The organism is Saliniradius amylolyticus, assembly GCF_003143555.1.
In the GTDB taxonomy this organism is placed as follows: Bacteria; Pseudomonadota; Gammaproteobacteria; order Enterobacterales; family Alteromonadaceae; genus Saliniradius; species Saliniradius amylolyticus.
Window position 1 is genome coordinate 1,825,673 of record NZ_CP029347.1, and the last position, 20,434, is coordinate 1,846,106.

Here is a 20,434-nt window from a genome sequence, read left to right on the forward strand (position 1 = left end):
AGTTCCAATGAGTCGACACTTTGACCAGGCCGAAGGCCTAAATGAAGAGCGCGATCCGTCCACTCACGGATTCGTGTTTAATCAAACCATGTTACGTATCAAAGATCCCAAGCGTACACTGGATTTTTATACCCGGGTGATGGGCATGACACTGGTGAAGCGTCTGGACTTTCCCGACATGCAATTTTCGTTGTACTTTCTGGCGATGCTGGACCCGAGTGAAGCCGAAGGAATTTCACGCGACAAGGCCGAGCGCATTGAGCAAACCTTTGGTCGGCCAGCCATGTTGGAGCTCACCCATAACTGGGGAGATGAAGATGATGACTCAGTCAGCTATCACAGCGGTAATTCAGAACCTAAGGGCTTTGGTCACATTGGTTTTCACGTCCCGGATATCGACGATGCCTGCGAACGATTCGAAAAACTTGGCGTTGAATTCCAGAAAAAACCCGCCGATGGCAAGATGAAAGGCATCGCCTTTATTAAGGATCCCGATGGTTACTGGATTGAGATTTTTACCGCCGGCGAAATGGCCGGGATGCTTGAACAGCATACCGGTTAAAGCTCAGTGAATGGTGGACCTGTGGGGTGATTCGGTATCAGCCCTCAGGCATTCTCAACACCTTCGACAGCTGGCTGGCCTGCCAGCCAGCGCGGATTTCCCCTTTTTCCAACTGATGAATCAGCTTCACGATGGCCTGATTTAAGGGTGTGGCTATGCCCAAGCGTCGTCCCTGCTCCACGACTGCGCCGTTTAAATAATCCACCTCGGTTTGCTTGCCGTTATGAATGTCCCACCACATAGACGTGCGCACCGAGTCATCCATGGCTAACATTGACTGTGCTAAACGGCTAAACAGCCAGTCCGGTGTTCGCAGCAAGGCAGGCAACCAGGTTGCAGGTAGTGTCGTAAGTTTGGGTAATGGCCTGCCGCTGGCTTTTACTACCCGCAGCCATTCCTCCATCAGATCGGCAATCACACAACGATAGCCCCTTTGCTGCAACATGGCTTTTACCGGAAGGTCCACCAACGCATTGACCGCATTACTTAAATTGAGCTGCAGCTTTGCAGCCAACGTAACGTCTATGTCTTCTGTCAGGCTAATGGGCAACAAAGGAGACTGGAAACGCTTAAACACAGACTGACTGATACCACTGCCATCCATTTCCAGAGTCAGTTCGCCTTGCGACCCCCGATGCAGGTGAGCCTGGCTCTGACCGACCACGTTAAAAGGCACCATAGCTCTGAGCACTTTAATATCGGGATACAAAGAACGGACCGATTGTTCCGCTCCCAAACCATTTTGACAACAATAGATACAGGTGGTGGACTTTAACGCCGAGGCCAATTGCCGGGCCATGCTGTCGACGGCGTGACACTTTACCGTCACCCAGATGATATCCACCGGCTCCATCTCATCCAAAGTGACACACTGAGGCTCTAACCTGGCTTTATGGCCCTGATAATCGCTCAATGTCAGGCCATCATGCCATAAACCGACTTTCTCAGGACGCCCCAAAAACCGGACATGAGCTCCCGCAGCTTGTAGCGCGCCACCAATATACCCACCAATCAATCCAGCGCCTGCGACTAAATGGCGTTGCGTCATGCAAAAGGCTCCATTGTTGACCATCTGAGTATACACCGTAGTGTGGCTCTGCTTCTTATCTGTCTTCCCAATGCCATTCTCATTCCTCTCATCAGAACAAGATATTAGCCGCATGGGGTTTTGATGAACAATAAAAAAACGCCGGAGCTACCGGCGTTCTTACTGGCATCAAACGTGAGTCTTAAGCAGCCTTACTGCGCTTCTTGGTAGCTTGCAGCCCCAGCTTTTCAATCTCACCCGGTGCGTAGTTATCCACTGCCACCGCCACCTGACGCAGTTGCTCCGCCCGGCGCAGCTGCTCGGCTTCAGACTCAGTGATGACAGACTTCTCAAGCGCCGCATTAACCATGTCCTCGAAAGGCAGCTTGCGGGCAATCTGCTTGTCCTTCTGAGCCTTGAGGATCTTCTTCTCAATCGGTGCGTTTTCGTGCATGGCGATAAACGCATTCTCGACAATGGCTACAGGATCGTCTGCTTCTTCACCGATATGACAAAGGTGAGTTAAGCGATCGCGCATCACACCCGGCTCCATCAACTGACGGCTGACCTTCTGAGTGATGGCATCGGCCGGCATCTCATAACCAATACCCCAAGGGAATACGGTACGTTTCATTACCACCGCCACAAAACGATTGGGGAAGTTCTGGAAGAAACCATCGAAGGCCACACCAATCTTATACAGGCAGCGTTGCACCGAGTAATGAACGAAAGGTAAGTCCGCTGCCTGACGACCGTCTTCTTCGTAACGGCGCAGCACTGCAGAGGCGATATACAACTGACTGAGTACGTCTCCAAGGCGTGCCGAAATCATTTCCTTACGCTTAAGGTCGCCCCCCAGCATCAGCATGGAGAAGTCAGAGCATAACGCCAAGCCTTTGGACATGCGAGATAACTGTTTGTAGTAATCCGCCGTTTCACCCGACATCGCCGAGGCTTTGAAGTGGCCACCGGTAAGGCCGTGGAACAAGGCGTTAAAGAAGTTCCCCGCCGCATAGCTTACATGCTTGATGAGTAATCCATCAAAATCCTTCAAGCCCTGCTCAAAGTCCGGGTTCGCCGCCGCTTCCATCTCGCTGAATACGTAAGGGTGACAACGGGTTGCCCCCTGACCGAAGATCATCAGGTTACGAGTCAGAATGTTGGCCCCTTCCACGGTGATAGCCACGGGTGTACCAAAATACTGATGCCCCAGGTAATTCTTCGGTCCCATTTGCACACCTTTACCGGCGTGAATATCCATGGCGTCGTTGATGATCTCACGAGACATCTCGGTCATGTGATACTTGGCGATAGCAGTCACCACCGACGGGCTTTCACCCGAGTCAATCGCTCCTGCCGTCATTTTGCGCATCGCTTCCAGCGTATAGGTAGAACCACCGATACGTCCCATGGCTTCTTCGATACCCTCGAACTTACCAATGGATAAGCCAAATTGTTTACGCACCGCTGCGTAGGCCCCAGTAGTACGGCTGCAAAGGTGAGCATTAGCGGTAGCCAGCGCCGGCAACGAGATACCCCGCCCCGCCGACAGACATTCCACCAGCATACGCCAGCCGCGCCCCGCATAGTCCGGGCCACCGATGATCCAATCCAGCGGAATAAACACATCTTTACCGCGAGTGGTGCCGTTCATAAAGGCCATATTCACCGGGTAGTGACGCTCACCGGTCTCAACGCCCTCATGGTCGGTCGGAATTAACGCACAGGTAATACCCAGATCCTGTTTGTCACCGAGCAGACCATCGGGGTCATACATCTTAAATGCCAGTCCCAACACAGTGGCAACGGGGGCCAGGGTGATGTAGCGCTTTTCGAAGTTGAGGCGCAGCCCCAGTACTTCTTCCCCCTCATGCATACCTTTACAAACCACGCCCGTATCGGGTATCGCTCCGGCATCAGAGCCCGCGTCTGGTCCCGTTAGGGCAAAACAGGGAATGTCGGTACCGTCCGCCAAACGCGGTAACCAGTAGTCTTTTTGTTCCTGAGTTCCATAGTGATTCAACAATTCACCCGGGCCCAGAGAGTTTGGCACCATTACCGTTACCGCAGCACTCAGTGAGCGGGTAGAAATGCGCGATACGATGGTAGAGTTAGCAATGGCAGAAAATTCGCGACCACCGTATGCCTTGGGAATAATCATGGCAAAGAAGCCCTCTTTGCGCAGGTACTCCCACACCTCTTTGGGCAGATCCTTGTGCTCGTGAACGATCTTATAGTCGTCCAGCATCGACAACAGGGTTTCCACCTGGTTATCCATAAAGTCCTGCTCTTCCTGGCTGAGTTCCGCCTTGGGGTAATTATGCAGCTTTTGCCAGTCCGGGTTCCCCTTGAACAGGTCGCCTTCCCACCAAACAGAACCGGCCTCCATTGCCTCCCTTTCGGTGGAGGACATCGGTGGCAGTATCTTTTTGAAGATCTGAAACACAGGCTTAGAGATTAGGTTACGACGGATATCCGCCACCCCCAACACGATGCCCAATGCGATTAACAGAATAATTAACGTGGTCATAGTCATTGCCCCTTAAGCAATATCAAGTACAGATGATTCGGTGTTGGCGGCCGCCATTTGGGGCGCGCCAACACCAGAAGAAATGTAAGGCACCAGCAGTTGGATAATATCTTCCACTCGTACCCGCTGATGGTAGTCTGCCTCGGCAATATCACCGAGCGCCTTGCTGGACGCCATGGTGAAAACGAAGGTGCCAAAAGCAAAATGCAACCGCCAGAAAATTTGCGCCGGCGACAATTCAGGTACCGCCAGATGCACCGCATGTACCAGGGTTTTTAAAGAATCGCCGTAATGGTGCGTGATAAACTTACGCAGATGCCCCTGAGACTCGGAATAGCCACGCCCCAACAAACGCACAAAGATGGCCGTTCCCCCCGGACGTACCTGATTCAGCGATAGCAGCGGCTGCACCAAGCTGGCAAAAACCGACTCAACACTTGGCTTCGACTGACGATGCAACAGATCATCCAGCTGCTGCTGAATAGCCGGCATGGCCTTAGCCAGGTAGCGTTGCAGCACTGCCTGGATAAGCTGCTTTTTAGAGCCAAAATGATAGTTCACCGAGGCCAGGTTCACTCCTGCGTGACTGGTAATTGCTCGCAACGAGGTATCACCAAAGCCATGCTCTGAAAACAACACTTCCGCCGCGTTTAGAATTTGAGATTTGGTATCCGAACTCATTATCAAACAACCGATTCAAACAACAGTTTTAAATTTATGTTTAAGACGGAAAAAATGCAAGCGAAAAAGTGCGTTCAGTTAAAAACTGGTCAGAGCAGCCTGCAAGCGCGACAGTACAAGGACTTCAGCCTGAGAGAGGCAAAATTATCTGTTGTAATGGAAACCAATGTTCAAAATCGCAGTCCATTTACTTAGTAGCATGATATTTCCCTCTCCCTGGGCCCGGTTTCAACCTCGTTTGGAAACGGGCTTTTTTTTGTTCATCGCCTTGAGCCGCCACAACTGCCAATTCCTGCTCGCCCTGATATACTCAACCGGGAAAGCATCTAGCGACCAGGCCGAAAGGTTATACCAATCCGTATAAAGGTTTAATCACTCAGCAAGAGCTAAAAGGTGCTCTGACAAGGCAGGTCACCGAAGGTTTAGTGGGGCTAAATCGAGGGGGCCTAACACAGTCAGAGGGCCTTTTAGCCTTGCCCACAGGGAGCGGCCAGAAGACCTTATCTCTGTGTTGGCGCTTTTTGACATAGCACCACTATGCCTGCAAAGCACCGCCTTGATCTAAGACCTTCTGACCCGCTCTGAGAGGTTAAACCTTTATACGGATTGGTATTCACATAACAATAAACGCGATAAGGGAAACCTATGTTAAAACAAAAACTCACCTTGCCCGCCCTGATGGTGGGAGCGGTATTGGGCATCAGCGGTTGTCAGCAGGAGTCCGCCGCCACTCAGGATACTCAGGCAAAAACCAAAGCATTAACGTCAGCCGACGCCAAACAGTTTCTTAAAGACGCTCAAACCGAGCTGGAAAAGCTACAGCTCCCGGCCGCTCAGGCTGCCTGGGCCTATGCCACCTATATTAATCGAGACACGGCTGCCGTTTCTGCCTATTTAAGCGAAAAGCTGTCGGTGCGTACTTCCGAGTTGGCCAAAGCAGCAGCCAAATTTAACGACGTTGAAGTGGACGCCGGTACTCGTCGTCAACTGAACCTGCTGAAAAATTCCTTTGTCCTGGCCCCACCCGCCGATCCAGCTAAATCCGAACGCCTGTCAAAAATCAGTTCGGAACTGGATGGCATGTACGGTAAAGGAAAGTATTGCCCGTCTGAAGATGTGTGCTGGAGCCTGGGAGAAATGACCAGCCAAATGGCCAGCGTGCGCGATCATGAAAAGTTGCTGGACATCTGGCAAGGCTGGCGGGAAGTAGCACCACCGATGAAGCCTCTGTACGAAGAAATGGTCACTTTGGCTAATGAAGGAGCCATGGATCTGGGCTTTGCCGATACCAGCGACTTGTGGCGAGGCAAGTATGATATGCCCGCCGATGACTTTGCCGCCGAGTTGGATCGCAACTGGAATCAGGTTAAACCTCTCTACGAAGCACTGCATTGCCATGTGCGCGCCGAGCTCGGTGAACATTATGGTACCGATGTAGTGCCTCAGGATGAGCCCATCCCAGCGCACCTGTTAGGTAATATGTGGGCCCAGACCTGGGGCAATATCTATGAACTGGTAAAGCCTGAGCAGGAAATGCAGGTAGCTGATGTGACGCAGGCATTAGAAGAACAAGGCTATGACGAAATCAAGATGGTCAAACAAGCCGAGAGCTTCTTCTCATCTCTGGGTTTTGAGCCGTTACCGGAGACCTTCTGGGAGCGCTCGCAGTTTAGTAAACCCCGCGACCGGGATGTTATCTGCCACGCCTCGGCCTGGAACCTGGATGACAAAGACGATCTGCGCATCAAGATGTGCATTAAAAAAACCGGTGAAGAGTTTAATGTGATTCACCACGAACTGGGCCACAACTACTACCAGCGTGCCTACAATCAGCAGCCGCTGCTGTATCGTGGCTCTGCTAACGACGGCTTTCACGAAGCCATCGGCGATACTATCGCATTGTCGATCACGCCGAAGTACCTGAAACAGATTGGTCTTATCGATGACATTCCCGACGCTTCCAACGACATCGGCATGTTATTGCAGGTAGCGTTGGATAAAATCGCCTTCTTACCCTTTGGTCTGATGGTCGATCAGTGGCGCTGGAAAGTGTTCTCCGGTGAAGTAAGCCCAGAGCAATACAACCAGGCCTGGTGGGAGCTGCGCGAGAAGTACCAGGGCGTTCAAGCTCCGGTGGAGCGTGATGCCGATGCCTTTGACCCTGGTGCCAAGTACCATGTGCCCGGCAATACTCCTTACACACGCTACTTCCTGGCGCACATTCTGCAGTTCCAGTTCCACAAGGCACTGTGTGAAATCGCCGGTGATCAGGGTCCGATTCACCGCTGCTCTATCTATGGCAGTGAAAAGGCCGGAAAAGCACTCAACGACATGCTGGAAATGGGCATGAGCAAACCCTGGCAGGATGCGCTGGAAACCATGACTGGCAGCCGCCAGATGGACGCCTCCACAATTGCCGAGTACTTTGCTCCGTTAAAAGATTGGCTGGATGAGCAAAACCAGGGCCGCCAGTGCGGCTGGTAAACCCCTTCCCTGGTCAGAGCAAGGACGCGTTTTAGACCACGCTAAAAAACCCTGAGCCAGGCTCAGGGTTTTTTAGTTTGAATTTGTCGACGTTTAATGTAACCACTGCCAGATGGTGCCCCAAAAGCCATCGTGATTTTCCTGCTCTTTCAACCGTTCCCGTTCTCGTTGTCGGCGCTGACGGGCCAGTCGCTGTTGGCGGCGCTCCTCCGCCTGATTAGCTTTCTCGGCAAAACCGGCGCGCTGCTCCGCATCCATCTCCTGCATAAAACCTTTAACTTGGGTCTTGGGTTTTCTGGCTGCCATATTGGATTTGGGCGTGCTACACATAAAAACCTCCTCAATGGTTCAACTATAAGTATAGACGCCCTAAGCCGATGGTGAACTTCACTGCCCATCGAGATCGAGAACACAAGTCGAGTAATGGAATGGTGTTTCAGATCAAACCCGACGCTGCTGACACTTTTTTGCAACAGGGATTGGAGTAAACTGTAGCGGCCACTGATTCAAGGGAGAAGCAAAGTGTCCACACATCAACATTATTCACGATTGAATATTCTGTTTCACTGGGTGATGGTAGCGCTGCTGATTGCAGTATACACCTGTGTTCTAGCCCATGAAGCCTTCCCCAAAGACAGCGAGCCCAGACAGTTACTGATGAGTCTGCACTTTATGCTGGGAGTGAGCGTGCTGTTTTTGGTGATATTTCGCATTATCGCCATACTCGTGCTACCGACACCGCCGATTGAGCCTGCACCACCTAAATTGCAGTATGCCGCAGCCAGAGTGATTCATGTCGCTCTATACCTGTTTATGTTAGCAATGCCCATGGCTGGATGGCTGATGCTCAACGGCTTTGGCAGTGCTGTGCCCTTTTATGGTCTGGAGTTACCCATTCTCATGGGTGAAAATGAGGCCCTGGCCAAGGACATTAAGGAAGTTCACGAAACCGTGGGCGAAGCCTTTTACTACGTGATTGGTCTGCACGCCATCGCCGCCCTGTTTCATCATTATGTGTTAAGGGACAATACACTGAGTCGAATGCTGCCCTGGGTTAAGGCCCGACAACGATCTTAACAGGAACACGGGGGGCTAGTGGCGTTGACTATCGTCATCGCCCCCGTCCTGCCATAACTCTCCGATGACAGGGTCCTCCTGTTCGTCTGATTGCTCCCAGTCATAACGTTTACGCGCGGGCTTAGGATCGCGGCGAAACAGTAACACCGCCGCCAATACCCCCGCGACCGCGCCAAAAAAGTGATACTCGAAAGAGACCTCAGGGGCCCGTGGGAAAATGGTCATCAGCATGGAGCCATACAGGAAAAACCCCACCATCATTAAACCAATGGAGCGCTTGTCGCGACGAATGATGCTGATCACCAATAGATAGAAAAAAATACCATGGGTCAGACCGCTGGCCCCCAAATGAGTCGCTTCCCGGGCGAACAGCCAGACCCCTGCGCCCGACAATAGCCAGATCATCCCCAGCGCCCACGGCCAGGAGCGAGGATATCCATACAACAACAAGCTCCCTAGCACCAGCAGCGGCAAAGTATTGCTATACAAGTGCTCTAACGAGCCGTGTAACAAGGGTGCCAGCAAGATGCCCCAGAGGCCGGTAAGATCTCCGACATGAACGCCCATAAAACCCAGATCCATGGGCCAGAAGATCTCAAATAACTTAATCCACCACAGCAGGATCACAAAGGCCGTCGTCGCCAAGATGGCCGGACGAAAACGGCGGGGTTGGGCATAGGCTCGATTCACAATGACTCCGGATAACCATACTCACCGAGACATTGGGATAAAAGGAATAAAACACAAGTGCGTGTCTTCAAGGGAAATCCGAAACCCGGCCTTTCCCTGAAGACATGCCGGTTTAGGGTTAGGTATTTTCGGCCAGTTTTTTCAGATTTTGCAGGCCGCTTTCAAAATCCGGCCCTACGAGTGAGTCCATCATCAGTGCAAAATAACGGTTTACAGGATTAACACCGACATTACCGTAATCCATCCAGGTCACGCGGGTTCCCTGATCCGTAGGTCGTAATACCACCTCCCCGGTGCTGCCCATATCCAGCTCCGGAAAGCGCAGCTTATACACCAAACGCTTATTGGGCTCGGCTGCGATCACTTCCATCTCACCATTGCCCTCGGTTTCGCTCTTCCAGCGGCTGATCATGCCGACCCCCTGCTCGGACCCGGAGTAACTGATCTTCATATCAGGATCCCGCTTAAACCAAACTCCCCATCGCTGCCATTGACGCAAGTCCACGACCATTGGATAAATCTCATCGGCAGGCGCTTCGATGATAACCTGACGCTCAACCTTAAAGTCACCGGGCAGCAAAAAGCCCGCTCCAAAAAACACCACCAGAATGATTGCCACGCCAATCAACAGTTTTTTCAATGCAGCCATTTTCTCAATCCTTTTTGCCAAACCGCCTGTCGGATTTATAACATACCATTAACAAACCAAAAAACGAAAAATCGGCATCCCTAACCGGCTTTGGTTTGCAAAGCCTGTCGAATACAGTAACTTACAGCCGATACTCCGACTCACGGGAATTGATTATGCGCACAGTATTGTTCGTTTTCGCTCTATGCATCACGATGACGCTTCACGCCGCCCCTGGCGCTAAGGCCCCAGCCCGCTCCGATGAGGGGCAGGGACCCCACGAGCGCCTTATCCTGAGAGGGGTTATCCTGATCAATGGCGAAGGCGCGCCGCCTCGCGGCCCACTGGATATCGTGATCGAAGATGACCGTATTACCAATATTGTCAGCGTCGGCCACCCTGGTGTCCCGATCAAAGACGCCAAGCGCCCCAAAGCGAATGACGGTGATAAAGAACTGAATTTAGAGGGACACTATGTGTTGCCCGGCTTCGTGGATATGCATGGTCATATTGGCGGCTCCGCCGATGACATTCCCGCCGAGTATGTCTTTAAGCTATGGCTGGCCCATGGCATTACTACCGTACGTGAACCCGGCAGTTTTAGCGGTCTGGACTGGGTGTTAGACCATGTCCATCGCAGCAAGGATAATCGCATTGTCGCCCCGCGCATTGTTCCCTACCTGGGCTTTGGTATGGGTCGGGACACGCCCATCTATACCGCAGATCAAGCCAGAAATTGGGTTCAACAGGCCAAGGCGCGCGGGGCTAAAGGTATTAAGTTTTTCGGAGCGTCTCCCAAGGTGATGGAGGCGGCCCTGGATGAAGCGCGACAACAGGGCCTGGGCACCATGATGCACCATGCGCAGCTCAACGTGATGAGCATGAATGCTCTGGATTCGGCGCGCCTGGGCCTGACAAGCATGGAGCACTGGTATGGGCTCCCAGAGGCTTTGTTTGAAGACAAGGTCATCCAGGACTATCCAAGCCATTATAATTACAACAACGAGCAGCACCGTTTCGCCGAGGCCGGTAGACTCTGGAAACAAGCGGCTAAACCGGGTTCGGAAAAGTGGCAATCGGTGCGCGATGAACTGATCGCACTGGACTTTACCATTGACCCCACCCTGACCATTTACGAAGCCAGTCGTGATCTGATGCGCGAGCGTCAGGCCATCTGGCATAAAGACTATACCCTTCCCACCCTGTGGGAGTTTTTCCAACCCAGTCGCTATGCCCACGGGAGCTACTGGTTTGACTGGACCACGGCTGACGAAGTCGCCTGGAAGCAAAACTTTAGGCGCTGGATGACCTTTCTCAATGACTTTAAAAACCACGGCGGCCGGGTCACCACCGGCTCCGACTCGGGCTATATTTACAAGATCTACGGCTTTGGCTACGTTCGTGAATTGGAGTTGTTGCAGGAAGCGGGCTTCCATCCGCTGGAAGTGATTCAGGCCGCCACCTTAAATGGTGCCGAAGCACTGGGGATGGACGATAGCATTGGCTCTGTCGCGATTGGCAAGAAGGCTGATCTGGTGATCACTGAGCACAACCCGGTCGCTAACTTCAAGGTTCTCTATGGTACCGGTCATTTCCGTTTAAATGACGATAACGAACCCACCCGGGTAGGTGGAGTCAAATATACCGTAAAAGATGGCATCATCTACGACGCCAGGGCCTTGTTAGAGGATGTCAGACAAATGGTTCAGAAGGCCCGCCAGGAACAGAAATAAACAGCAAAGGAAGATAAAATCTTAGTGAAGGATAACCTGCTAAACATCAGTATTATTGAGGATAATCAGGGGAGCCGGGCTCTGCTTGCGGACATGCTGCAAGGTCTCGGACAATCCTCGGTTAAGCGGTATAAAGACTGCGAGCAATTTCTGTCCGATCTCGAGCAGGCGCCAGATTTGGTGCTACTGGGTTATGATCTGGGTGGCACCTTTAAGGGCACCGAATTAGCTCGTTATTGCAGCCACAACCGTTTGGTTCCCGAGTGGACCCAGTTTGCTTTTATTACGAATTATCCCCAGAGAGTGTCAGCCGATCTGCCTCAGCGACTTTGCCCCGTCCCTATTTACCAAAAACCCATTTCGAACGGGCAATTAACTGAGCTTGTTAACAATACACGGCGACTGCTGGAAAAAACCGGCCCTATCATCAAAGCCGCGCTGCACGCGCCCAGTCAGACGCTGGTGGATAAACTTACCTCAATTAGAAGCGAGGAACTCAAGCAACCCTTAAGAGACGTGGTCATGAGTGTCCAGGCCACTGTTTTATTGCGTGCTGGTCATGGAAACCTTGCCTGGGAGTATGCCAGTGAACTGGAGACTCAGGAACTGAGCTACGAATTACAGCTCAATATTGCCTATCAACAGGGTGAGCAAACGACCTTGTTGGAGCTGCTCGATGAACTGGCCGGCAACGGTCTGCTCAGGCACAAGCAGTTGTTTTATCGACTCCGCCTGCTTAGCCGCCAGGCTCAGTACGGCGAGATGCTGGACGTCCTGGCTCAGATCAGGGACTCGGAGTTATCTCCCAGTCAAATCGTTCTTAAAGCCTACCTCCTCTATCTAAACAGCAGCTATGCCGAGGCTATGACCTACCTGGATGAGAGGCTGAACGCCATGGAACAGGACGATTATTACCTGAATACCTTGTTATGTTGGTCCCTGTGCCTGACTTTACTGGAGAGCCGCAGTACCGACTCTCCTCAGGAAGCGCTGAAGCGGCTCCACCAGTTTAAAGACGAAGTAAAATGGCATTCGGTTGGTCGGGTATTCCAACGGTTTGAACGTCTGCTGGATTTAGCCATACTGGCCGTTACGCTCTATCGGAATAAGGGCGAATCCGGCCAGGAATTAGATTTTAATGAACTCGAACACCTGCCCAAGATCAGCAGTGTGTTTGAATGTACCACGCTCGCTTTTATTTATATCCATCTGGACAGGTCTGACAATGCCAGCCAAATGCTGTTTGAAGCTGAGCAGTTTATCGCCCGAATGCAAACCTCACCCGAGCGGATCGCCGCCGGACTGTTACACAGGCAGCTCTTTACCATGTTGCATAAGAATCATCAGCAACAAGCTATGGAATACAACCGATGGGGGCTGACTTTTCGTCAGGATAAGCGCCCTTACCGCGCGCTCGCCCTGTTCGCCCGCGCCCACCAGCTTTGTCCCAGGGTGCCTGGTTTTTTGTTGAACCTGCTCACACTGATGCAACAGCTGGATTTGGCCCAGTTTTGGGAGGTTCAACAGGACACCCTGATTAACCATCTGAAACAACTGCCCCTGAGCGAGGCCGAACAACAGCGACTGGCTAAACTGCTGCAATAAGAGTTTCATCCAATATCACTATACTGGTTATTTTCATTGAACGAGCATAACAGCATGCGTCACCTTTTTGCTTTGGTCATCTGTCTGGTCTTGCAGGCCTGCACCAGCCTGTCGCACACCCCTTCCGTCACCCGGGTCACCGTGCTGCATACCAATGACCACCATGGCCGGTTCTGGCGCAACGACGAGGGTGAATACGGCATGGCTGCCCGCTATAGCCTGATCGAGTCCATCCGCCGGGACGTAGCGTCTCAAGGCGGTGTGACCTTGTTATTATCAGGGGGCGATATCAACACCGGCGTTCCGGAGTCGGATATGCAAGACGCCAAACCCGACTTTTTGGGAATGAAGGCATTAGGCTACGACGCCATGGCTCTGGGCAACCACGAGTTCGATAATCCCATTGCCGTATTACAACAACAGCAACAGTGGGCCGAATTTCCGTTTTTATCCGCCAACACTATAGTGGCCGACACAGGGAAGCCACTGTTCACTCCCTATACTCTGGTTGAAAAACGCGGCCTGCGCATAGCGATCATTGGGCTTACTACAACGGATACCGCCAAAATCGGTAACCCCGACTATACTCAGGCGCTACAATTTGTCTCACCTTTAGATGTCACGCCGGATTTAATTCAACGTATTAACACCCAACACGCCCCTGATATGCTGTTGGCACTGACCCACATGGGCCATTTTTCCGATGGCCAGCATGGCGGTAACGCTCCCGGCGATGTGACACTGGCCCGAGGCCTGCCACGAGGCTCGCTGAATGCCATCATCGGTGGTCACAGTCAGAACCCGGTGTGCATGAAACAGCCTAACCGTTATCGTTTCCCCTATGAGCCAGACATGCCCTGTCAGCCCGACAGACAAAACGGTATCTGGATCATGCAGGCTTATGAATGGGGTAAATATGTAGGTCGGGCCGACTTTCGCTATCAGGGTGACAGGTGGGCACTGGAAAATTACCAATTGCTGCCGGTCAATCTAACGGGAGCCGCCCGACAATACCCGGAAGCGCCCGAGATTCTTGAGTTACTGGAGCCCTTCCAGCGTCAAGGTCAGGCTCAATTAAATCAGGTACTTGGCTTTAGTGAAACGCACTTTAGTGGCGATCGACAATTGGTCCGGCAACGCCCGGCAGCGTTAGGCCGCCTAATTACTCAAGCCCAACAACACGCTGTCAATGCCGATCTGGCAGTGATCAGTGGTGGCGGGATCCGTGCTTCATTGCCGGCAGGCCCGGTGACCTACAAGGATGTGCTAAAAGTCCATCCTTTTGGAAACACCCTCACCTACGTGGATCTGAGTGGCAGGGAGCTGCGAGACTATATTCGCTCTGTTAATGCAATTGGCGCCAATGCCGGCGGTTATCCCCAGTGGTCTGAACTCAAGTGGCTCAAAAGCCAGCGTGGTGTTCAAACCCTCCTGATAGGCGACAGCCCCATCCTGGACGAGCAGCAATACCGGCTGGCTTTGAACAGCTTTAATGCCAGTGGCGGTGACGGTTATCCTCGTGTCGACCAACACCCAGGTTTTGTGGATACCGGCTTGGTGGACGCTCAGATACTGGCAAACTATATTCGACGAAACAGCCCGTTAAAAAATCATCTGAGACTAAATGAATAAAGCACTTCTTATCCTGAAACCGAATGGTTATCATGGCGCAACATCTACAGACCCAAAACACCATAAGTCGACCCTATGCTGGAACGCCTAAAAGCTCTGTTTAACGGAAAACAACATTCTCAATCCTCCTCCACCATTGCTCCTGCAGGTGACGGCAACAACAGGACGAAGGTTGCCAGCGAGTCAGCGGACATTCCTTTAAATACCCCCAGTGCCAGATTCGGCGGCAGTGTTCAGGTTGAGTCATTGTTTTATGACGCAATGCTTGGCGTTGCTGGCAGTCAAGGCAAAGTGTCCGAAGACGAGCAAGCCATCTTACAACAGGTCGAACAAGCTTTAGACGATGTAGAGCGTATCGCCAATGAGGTGCTTAAATGTCCGGCCATGCTCGAAGAGATCGAGCGGGAACTGAACAGTCCCGACTATTCCGCCGCAGGTCTGGCCGATATTCTGGCCAATGACCCGCAGCTTGCAGCCAATGTCGTGAAAATGGCCAACTCTCCGGCTCACAACCCCATTGGAAACGACATCACCTCATTGCAGCAGGCGATTTCCAGCTTAGGTGGCAACACCATCAAGAAACTGGTGGCCACGGCCTTGATTAAATCGCTGACCGACGTGCCCCGAATTTATGTCAAACGCTTTGGCCAGAAGATCTGGCAGCACTCCAGCCAAACGGCTCAAATCGCCGAATGGCTGGCCCCCATGCATGGGGTCGACCCAGACACGGCTTACTTCACCGGCCTGGTACATGATGTGGGTAAGATTGCGGTATTTAAGATCCTGGTGGAGTACCTGCGACAGGCCCATCCGGATGCGTCACCGTCCTCACAGCTATTTCGCTCGGCTCTGACCCGCCACTCGCTGCGTCTTTCAGCCAAGATTGTCAATAACTGGCAACTGCCGCCCATTGTCTGTGACGCGATTACCGCTCAGGTGGAGCCTGAACAGGTGGCGGAAGAAGCCAGGCTGTTGCTGGAGGCTAACCTGTATGCCGAGATATTAATGGCAATGGAACAGGATCTGCTGACCGAAGAAGACGCCGAAGACATTTGCCGCCTTCGACATATCTCCTCAGAAAAGCTCAGCGAGTGGATATCACAACAAACCGTCCCTAAGCCCTATTCGTGAGACGGCGCCTGGCGCCGAACTCACTTATATCTTTAAGAGACATACCGTAATGCTGGTCGCTCAGAGTCTTAAGACTTTTTCAGATACTTAGCCAGCAGTACAATCCGCTGTCCATTGACCCGACCTTCGATATGCTCGGGGTTATCGGTCAGACTGATGCCTCTGACGGCCGTGCCTCGTTTGGCCGTAAACCCAGCCCCCTTCACATCCAAGTCTTTAATAATCACCACGTTATCCCCGGTTTGCAGGGACACGCCATTGCTATCCAGCGTTGGTTCACGGTCGCTGTCATCGCCCGCCTGTGCCCATTTTTCCAGTTCCGGATCCAAATACAGCATATCCAAAAGATCCTGCGCCCAGACTTCACCGGACAGACGCTTTAACATTCTCCAGGCCATCACCTGCACGGCGGGTACCGTACTCCACATACTGTCGTTCAGGCAACGCCAGTGATTGACGTCCAGCTCGGCACCGGCTTGTGTTTGTTCCCGGCACGTCTCACAGGCGTAGATATGGTTATCCAGCCCGGCTTGTTCATAGGGTTCCACCCCCAGGGCCGCCAAATTCTCATTGGCACCACATAGTTCACATTGATGATCGGCCCGCTCAGCCAGCGCAGATTCAAACGACATCTGACAGTATCCTTAATAATAAAAAGGGTATGATACCAAACGCCATTCTGAATAGGCATAAAAAAGCCCCGCATAGCGGGGCAAGAATACCAATCCGTATAAAGGAAGTGTCGAGATTTTATGCGGCTCTGGAGTCCGCCGATTCATCGTCACTGACCGACTCACGCATCAGGTAATCAAACGCCCCTAATGCTGCCGTTGCTCCACCGCCCATGGCGATGATGATCTGCTTGAAAGGCTCAGTGGTCGCATCACCGGCAGCAAACACACCAGGCATGGTCGTCGACCCGTTTGACTGGATAATAATTTCACCCCGACCGGTCAATTCCACTTCTGAGCCTTGTAAAAACTCAGTATTAGGTACCAGACCAATCTGCACAAACACGCCGGCCAGCTCTATGGTCTTTAACGTGTCGCTGGTGCGCTCCTTGTAGGTCAAACCGTTCACTCGTTTGCCGTCACCGGTAATTTCGGTAGTTTGGGCATTAAGGATGATGTCGATATTGTCCATAGAACGGGCTTTCTTCTGTAAGACTTCATCGGCTCGCAGACTGGCGTCAAACTCCAGTACGGTGACATGCTCAACAATATTGGCCAGGTCGATAGCTGCCTCAATACCGGAGTTACCGCCGCCGATCACCGCTACTTTCTTTCCCTTGAATAACGGGCCGTCACAGTGAGGGCAGTAAGCCACACCACTGCCTCTGTACTGCTCTTCGCCGGGCACGCCGAGTTGACGCCAGCGCGCCCCCGTGGACAGGATCACACTACGACTTTTCAACACCGCACCGTTATCCAGCTCGATTTCCACCAGTTTGTTGCGCTTGAGAGATGTCACTCTCTGACTGGTCATTACATCCACATCATAGTCACGCACATGGGTTTCCAGCCCTGCTACCAATTTCGGACCTTCGGTGGCTTTCACCGAAATAAAGTTTTCGATGCCCACCGTGTCGGCCACCTGTCCCCCCATGCGCTCGGCAACGATACCCGTGCGTATGCCTTTACGGGCGCTATAAATAGCGGCCGATGCACCGGCCGGACCTGCCCCCACTACCAGCATGTCATAAGGGCCCTTTTCAGACAGAACCTCTGCCTCGCGCTGCGCCGCGCCTGAGTCCACCTTCTTAAGGATATTCTCTAAGCTGATGGCGCCCTGAGAGAAGGGTTCACCATTAACAAACACTGACGGCACCGCCATTACATTGCGCTCATTCACCTCGTCCTGAAACAGGCTGCCATCGATCATCGTATGAGTGATGTTAGGATTCACCGCTGCCATAACATTTAAAGCCTGAACCACACCCGGGCAGGTCTGGCAGCTCAAAGACACATACGTTTCAAAGTGCAAGGGCCCGGATAAATCCCGAATCTGCGCCAGAAGCGCTTCATCCTGTTTAATCGGGTGCCCTCCCGAATGCAACAGTGACAGCACCAACGAAGTGAATTCATGACCCATGGGCAGTCCGGCAAAGGCGATGTTGGAGCCAAGCTCTGGGTTCACGACCTGCATCTGCGGTTTACGCTCACTGCCGTTACTGATGTCTGTTATCGACACCTTGTCTGACAGGGCATCAATATCGCGAGCCAGCCCCTGTAGCTCGGCTGATTTCTCACTGTTGTCCAGGGCAAGGCGCAACTCAATGGGTCTCTGTAGGTTTTGTAAATAGCTATCCAGTTGTTGCTTTATCTTGGCGTCTAACATGATTTTCACTCCTACCAGTCAACATAAAGCAGTGATCGCAATGGTCGATCATTGGTTTATGTTGATTGGTTTCACAGGTTGAGTATCGGGCGACGACTGAGCCGCCGCCCGTGAAGTAACAGAACGGGTGTGATTAGATCTTGCCGACCAGATCCAGCGACGGCGACAGCGTCTCTTCGCCAGGCTGCCATTTGGCTGGGCAGACCTCCCCGTCGTGCTCTGCCACATACTGAGCGGCCTGAACCTTACGTACCAGTTCAGAAGCACTGCGGCCAATGCCCAGATCATGGATTTCAGCCACCTTGATTTCGCCCTCAGGGTTGATGACGAAAGTGCCGCGCAGGGCCAGACCGTCGTCTTCGATATACACCCCGAAGTTGCGGGAAATACGGCCTGTGGGATCGCCGATCATGGGGAACTGAATCTTCTGAATCGTCTCTGACGTATCGTGCCAGGCTTTGTGCGTGAAGTGGGTATCGGTGGATACCGAGTAAACTTCTACCCCCATTTTCTGAAGCTGCTCATAATGATCTGCCAGGTCACCCAGTTCTGTCGGACAGACAAAGGTGAAGTCGGCTGGATAGAACATCACAATGGACCACTTGCCCAGTAAGTCCTGCTCAGAAATATCACGGAAATCGCCATTGTGATAAACGGTGGCGTTAAATGGTTGAATCTTTGTATTGATAATAGACTGTGTCATTTTGCTTCCTCTTAGTCGTTCATTGTCGTTGGGAGACAGGAAGCATCATAGTGATTGCACGGTAATCTTTATAATTGATTAACTGAATCCTGGTAATCGTAATTCGCAATTGGCCATCCCCATTGGGCCTACTTGTCTTCGAAGGTTTTCCGCCCTAATATGCGGTTAATCATCGAAAAATGTGAATGCTTTCAATGTACCGGCCTAAAACCACTCTCGAACAGTGGCGTATCTTACAAGCCGTAGTCGATAACGGCGGCTACGCCCATGCCGCTGCTGCCCTGAATAAAAGCCAGTCGTCCCTCAACCACGCGGTTGCGAAGCTGCAAAATCAATTGGGGGTGCAATTATTAGAGGTCCGTGGGCGCAAGGCTTTTTTGACCGAAGCGGGCGAAGTCATGCTGCGCCGCTCACGTCATCTGACCCAGAACGTACAGGAACTGGAGTCGTTGGCAGACAACATTAACCAGGACTGGGAGCCAGAAATAACCGTTGCGCTGGACTTGGCCTATCCTAAGTCGCACTTTTACCCGGTGTTAAAGGATTTTTTGCCCGAGTCTCGCGGCAGCCGCCTGAAACTGATCGATACGGTACTCACTGGCACCGAGGAAGCCGTGACGCAGGGCTGGGCCGATATCGTGATCGGCGGTAGCGTACCCAAAGGCTATTTGGGCGAGCCTATCGCCGAGGTCAGCTTTGTGGCTGTTAGCAGTCCCGACCACCCTTTGGCACAACTCGACGGCCCCATCGAAGCCAGTGAATTACTGCAACACCTGCAACTGGTCATCAAAGACACTTCCCAAACGCCAAATGAAAAGCAAGGCTGGCTCAAGTCGGAGCTGCGTTGGACGGTGAGTCACTTCCAGACCGCCATCGAGTTAGTGATGCAAAATATGGGCTTTTGCTGGCTGCCCTATCATACAGTGGAATCTCATATCGAGTCCGGTCAGCTGGTGCCCCTGGATATCCAGGGGTCCAGCTTCAGAATCACGAACATGTTTATGATCCATCCCCGGCCTGATACTCTGGGACCTGGAAGTCGGCATTTATCGGACCTGATATTGAGTCATCGTCAGATTACGCCCCTAAACGAACAGATTGAACAACAAAATAATGAGGCCTCCCATGGAGATGACCCGCGAAGAACTTGAATCCTTGATGGTCGACAGCGCCCATAATGCCGTTACCACAACCCGCGAAGAATTCGGCATCGAGCTGGACTTTAGCCAGGACAGCATCAATCAGGTGGATGAAGTTTTATTACGGTGGCTGGAGCGCTACAAAAGTGAGGCGCTGGAAGAACAGGCTGTCTTTACCCTGTGCAATATCTATGGCGCCTATGTGGGCGAAGTGTTTCGTAAGCACATCGGTGGCCACTGGGTATATGACGACACTAACCCGGACGCGCCCACCATCATGCTCGAATACGCCGGCAAAACCTACGCCTTCGCCGCCACCTGCTATCAGCGCCTGGTCAACGACAACCAGATCAGTGTGCAAAAATACTACGAACTGGCGGTGAATAAAGCCACGCCGACGCACTGATACTGTTTTACGACTCATCATCAAAACAGCGGCTTTGTTACAGAGCCGCTGTTTTGTGCCTGGCGTTTA

General features: G+C 52.3%; 18 protein-coding genes. 9 read left to right on the plus strand and 9 right to left on the minus strand.

The annotated features are described in order from the left end of the window. Positions 1–7 precede the first annotated feature (7 nt). Positions 8–562 (plus strand): lactoylglutathione lyase, encoded by a 555-nt coding sequence (gene gloA / locus HMF8227_RS08520; RefSeq protein WP_109339781.1) that lies wholly within the window; start codon positions 8–10, stop codon positions 560–562. 37 nt (positions 563–599) lie between these two features. On the opposite strand, the gene HMF8227_RS08525 is transcribed toward gloA, so the two are convergent. The 3 genes from HMF8227_RS08525 to psrA all read right to left on the minus strand — a co-directional run bounded on the left by HMF8227_RS08525 (position 600) and on the right by psrA (position 4,800). Then, positions 600–1,610: a 2-dehydropantoate 2-reductase gene (locus HMF8227_RS08525; RefSeq protein ID WP_162558550.1), complete on the minus strand. Its 1,011-nt coding sequence runs from the start codon at positions 1,608–1,610 to the stop codon at positions 600–602. Positions 1,611–1,791: 181 nt separating this feature from the next. Beyond that, positions 1,792–4,119: an acyl-CoA dehydrogenase gene (locus tag HMF8227_RS08530; RefSeq protein ID WP_109339783.1), complete on the minus strand. Its 2,328-nt coding sequence runs from the start codon at positions 4,117–4,119 to the stop codon at positions 1,792–1,794. A gap of 12 nt (positions 4,120–4,131) precedes the next feature. Then, positions 4,132–4,800, minus strand: a complete 669-nt coding sequence (psrA, locus tag HMF8227_RS08535; protein ID WP_109339784.1) for a TetR family transcriptional repressor PsrA — start codon at positions 4,798–4,800, stop codon at positions 4,132–4,134. 645 nt (positions 4,801–5,445) lie between these two features. Between psrA and HMF8227_RS08540 the strand changes: the two genes are divergently transcribed. Further along, positions 5,446–7,284, plus strand: a complete 1,839-nt coding sequence (locus HMF8227_RS08540; protein ID WP_109339785.1) for a M2 family metallopeptidase — start codon at positions 5,446–5,448, stop codon at positions 7,282–7,284. A gap of 93 nt (positions 7,285–7,377) precedes the next feature. On the opposite strand, the gene HMF8227_RS08545 is transcribed toward HMF8227_RS08540, so the two are convergent. After that, positions 7,378–7,614: a hypothetical protein gene (locus tag HMF8227_RS08545; RefSeq protein WP_109339786.1), complete on the minus strand. Its 237-nt coding sequence runs from the start codon at positions 7,612–7,614 to the stop codon at positions 7,378–7,380. A 192-nt stretch (positions 7,615–7,806) separates the two neighbouring features. On the opposite strand from HMF8227_RS08545, the gene HMF8227_RS08550 reads away from it, so the two are divergent. Continuing rightward, positions 7,807–8,361, plus strand: a complete 555-nt coding sequence (locus HMF8227_RS08550; protein WP_239421234.1) for a cytochrome b — start codon at positions 7,807–7,809, stop codon at positions 8,359–8,361. Positions 8,362–8,376: 15 nt separating this feature from the next. Here the strand turns inward: HMF8227_RS08550 and HMF8227_RS08555 are convergent, their stop codons facing one another. Together HMF8227_RS08555 and HMF8227_RS08560 are read right to left on the minus strand one after the other, a co-directional pair. Continuing rightward, positions 8,377–9,051 (minus strand): rhomboid family intramembrane serine protease, encoded by a 675-nt coding sequence (locus HMF8227_RS08555; RefSeq protein ID WP_239421236.1) that lies wholly within the window; start codon positions 9,049–9,051, stop codon positions 8,377–8,379. A 118-nt stretch (positions 9,052–9,169) separates the two neighbouring features. Then, a complete protein-coding gene (locus HMF8227_RS08560; protein WP_109339787.1) occupies positions 9,170–9,700 on the minus strand; it encodes an SRPBCC family protein in 531 nt (176 codons plus the stop codon). A gap of 155 nt (positions 9,701–9,855) precedes the next feature. Here HMF8227_RS08560 and HMF8227_RS08565 point away from each other — a divergent pair, with 155 nt between their 5' ends. The 4 genes from HMF8227_RS08565 to HMF8227_RS08580 all read left to right on the plus strand — a co-directional run bounded on the left by HMF8227_RS08565 (position 9,856) and on the right by HMF8227_RS08580 (position 15,780). After that, complete coding sequence (locus tag HMF8227_RS08565; RefSeq protein WP_109339788.1) at positions 9,856–11,412, plus strand: amidohydrolase family protein; 1,557 nt, start codon at positions 9,856–9,858, stop codon at positions 11,410–11,412. A 24-nt stretch (positions 11,413–11,436) separates the two neighbouring features. After that, positions 11,437–13,017, plus strand: coding sequence for a response regulator (locus HMF8227_RS08570; protein WP_109339789.1), 1,581 nt, complete (start codon positions 11,437–11,439; stop codon positions 13,015–13,017). A 54-nt stretch (positions 13,018–13,071) separates the two neighbouring features. Continuing rightward, positions 13,072–14,649, plus strand: coding sequence for a bifunctional UDP-sugar hydrolase/5'-nucleotidase UshA (gene ushA / locus HMF8227_RS08575; protein WP_109339790.1), 1,578 nt, complete (start codon positions 13,072–13,074; stop codon positions 14,647–14,649). A gap of 75 nt (positions 14,650–14,724) precedes the next feature. Further along, entirely contained in the window at positions 14,725–15,780 is a 1,056-nt protein-coding gene (locus HMF8227_RS08580; RefSeq protein ID WP_109339791.1) for an HDOD domain-containing protein, read from the plus strand. Between the two features lie 68 nt (positions 15,781–15,848). Here the strand turns inward: HMF8227_RS08580 and HMF8227_RS08585 are convergent, their stop codons facing one another. The 3 genes from HMF8227_RS08585 to ahpC all read right to left on the minus strand — a co-directional run bounded on the left by HMF8227_RS08585 (position 15,849) and on the right by ahpC (position 18,820). Next, the gene (locus tag HMF8227_RS08585; RefSeq protein ID WP_109339792.1) at positions 15,849–16,412 is read right to left on the minus strand and encodes a PhnA domain-containing protein; all 564 of its coding nucleotides are present in this window, start codon (positions 16,410–16,412) and stop codon (positions 15,849–15,851) included. Between the two features lie 118 nt (positions 16,413–16,530). Next, a complete protein-coding gene (gene ahpF / locus HMF8227_RS08590) occupies positions 16,531–18,117 on the minus strand; it encodes an alkyl hydroperoxide reductase subunit F (RefSeq protein WP_109339793.1) in 1,587 nt (528 codons plus the stop codon). Positions 18,118–18,250: 133 nt separating this feature from the next. Continuing rightward, on the minus strand, positions 18,251–18,820 hold the full coding sequence (gene ahpC / locus HMF8227_RS08595; protein WP_109339794.1) for an alkyl hydroperoxide reductase subunit C: 570 nt from the start codon (positions 18,818–18,820) through the stop codon (positions 18,251–18,253). Positions 18,821–19,014: 194 nt separating this feature from the next. Between ahpC and HMF8227_RS08600 the strand changes: the two genes are divergently transcribed. Further along, on the plus strand, positions 19,015–19,971 hold the full coding sequence (locus HMF8227_RS08600; protein WP_109339795.1) for a LysR family transcriptional regulator: 957 nt from the start codon (positions 19,015–19,017) through the stop codon (positions 19,969–19,971). Beyond that, positions 19,946–20,365 carry a hypothetical protein gene (locus tag HMF8227_RS08605; protein WP_109339796.1) on the plus strand — a complete coding sequence of 140 codons (420 nt, stop codon included), beginning with the start codon at positions 19,946–19,948 and terminating at the stop codon, positions 20,363–20,365. The genes HMF8227_RS08600 and HMF8227_RS08605 overlap by 26 nt, the downstream gene beginning before the upstream one ends. Positions 20,366–20,434 lie beyond the last annotated feature (69 nt).

Coding starts and splice junctions, on each gene's coding strand:
- HMF8227_RS08605 (WP_109339796.1), top strand. CDS start 19,946: ATGGAGATGACCCGCGAAGAACTTGAATCCTTGATGGTCGACAGCGCC.
- HMF8227_RS08530 (WP_109339783.1), bottom strand. CDS start 4,119: ATGACCACGTTAATTATTCTGTTAATCGCATTGGGCATCGTGTTGGGG.
- ahpF (WP_109339793.1), bottom strand. CDS start 18,117: ATGTTAGACGCCAAGATAAAGCAACAACTGGATAGCTATTTACAAAAC.
- HMF8227_RS08565 (WP_109339788.1), top strand. CDS start 9,856: ATGCGCACAGTATTGTTCGTTTTCGCTCTATGCATCACGATGACGCTT.
- psrA (WP_109339784.1), bottom strand. CDS start 4,800: ATGAGTTCGGATACCAAATCTCAAATTCTAAACGCGGCGGAAGTGTTG.
- gloA (WP_109339781.1), top strand. CDS start 8: ATGAGTCGACACTTTGACCAGGCCGAAGGCCTAAATGAAGAGCGCGAT.
- HMF8227_RS08580 (WP_109339791.1), top strand. CDS start 14,725: ATGCTGGAACGCCTAAAAGCTCTGTTTAACGGAAAACAACATTCTCAA.
- HMF8227_RS08545 (WP_109339786.1), bottom strand. CDS start 7,614: ATGTGTAGCACGCCCAAATCCAATATGGCAGCCAGAAAACCCAAGACC.
- HMF8227_RS08540 (WP_109339785.1), top strand. CDS start 5,446: ATGTTAAAACAAAAACTCACCTTGCCCGCCCTGATGGTGGGAGCGGTA.
- HMF8227_RS08560 (WP_109339787.1), bottom strand. CDS start 9,700: ATGGCTGCATTGAAAAAACTGTTGATTGGCGTGGCAATCATTCTGGTG.
- HMF8227_RS08525 (WP_162558550.1), bottom strand. CDS start 1,610: ATGACGCAACGCCATTTAGTCGCAGGCGCTGGATTGATTGGTGGGTAT.
- HMF8227_RS08600 (WP_109339795.1), top strand. CDS start 19,015: ATGTACCGGCCTAAAACCACTCTCGAACAGTGGCGTATCTTACAAGCC.
- ahpC (WP_109339794.1), bottom strand. CDS start 18,820: ATGACACAGTCTATTATCAATACAAAGATTCAACCATTTAACGCCACC.
- HMF8227_RS08585 (WP_109339792.1), bottom strand. CDS start 16,412: ATGTCGTTTGAATCTGCGCTGGCTGAGCGGGCCGATCATCAATGTGAA.
- ushA (WP_109339790.1), top strand. CDS start 13,072: ATGCGTCACCTTTTTGCTTTGGTCATCTGTCTGGTCTTGCAGGCCTGC.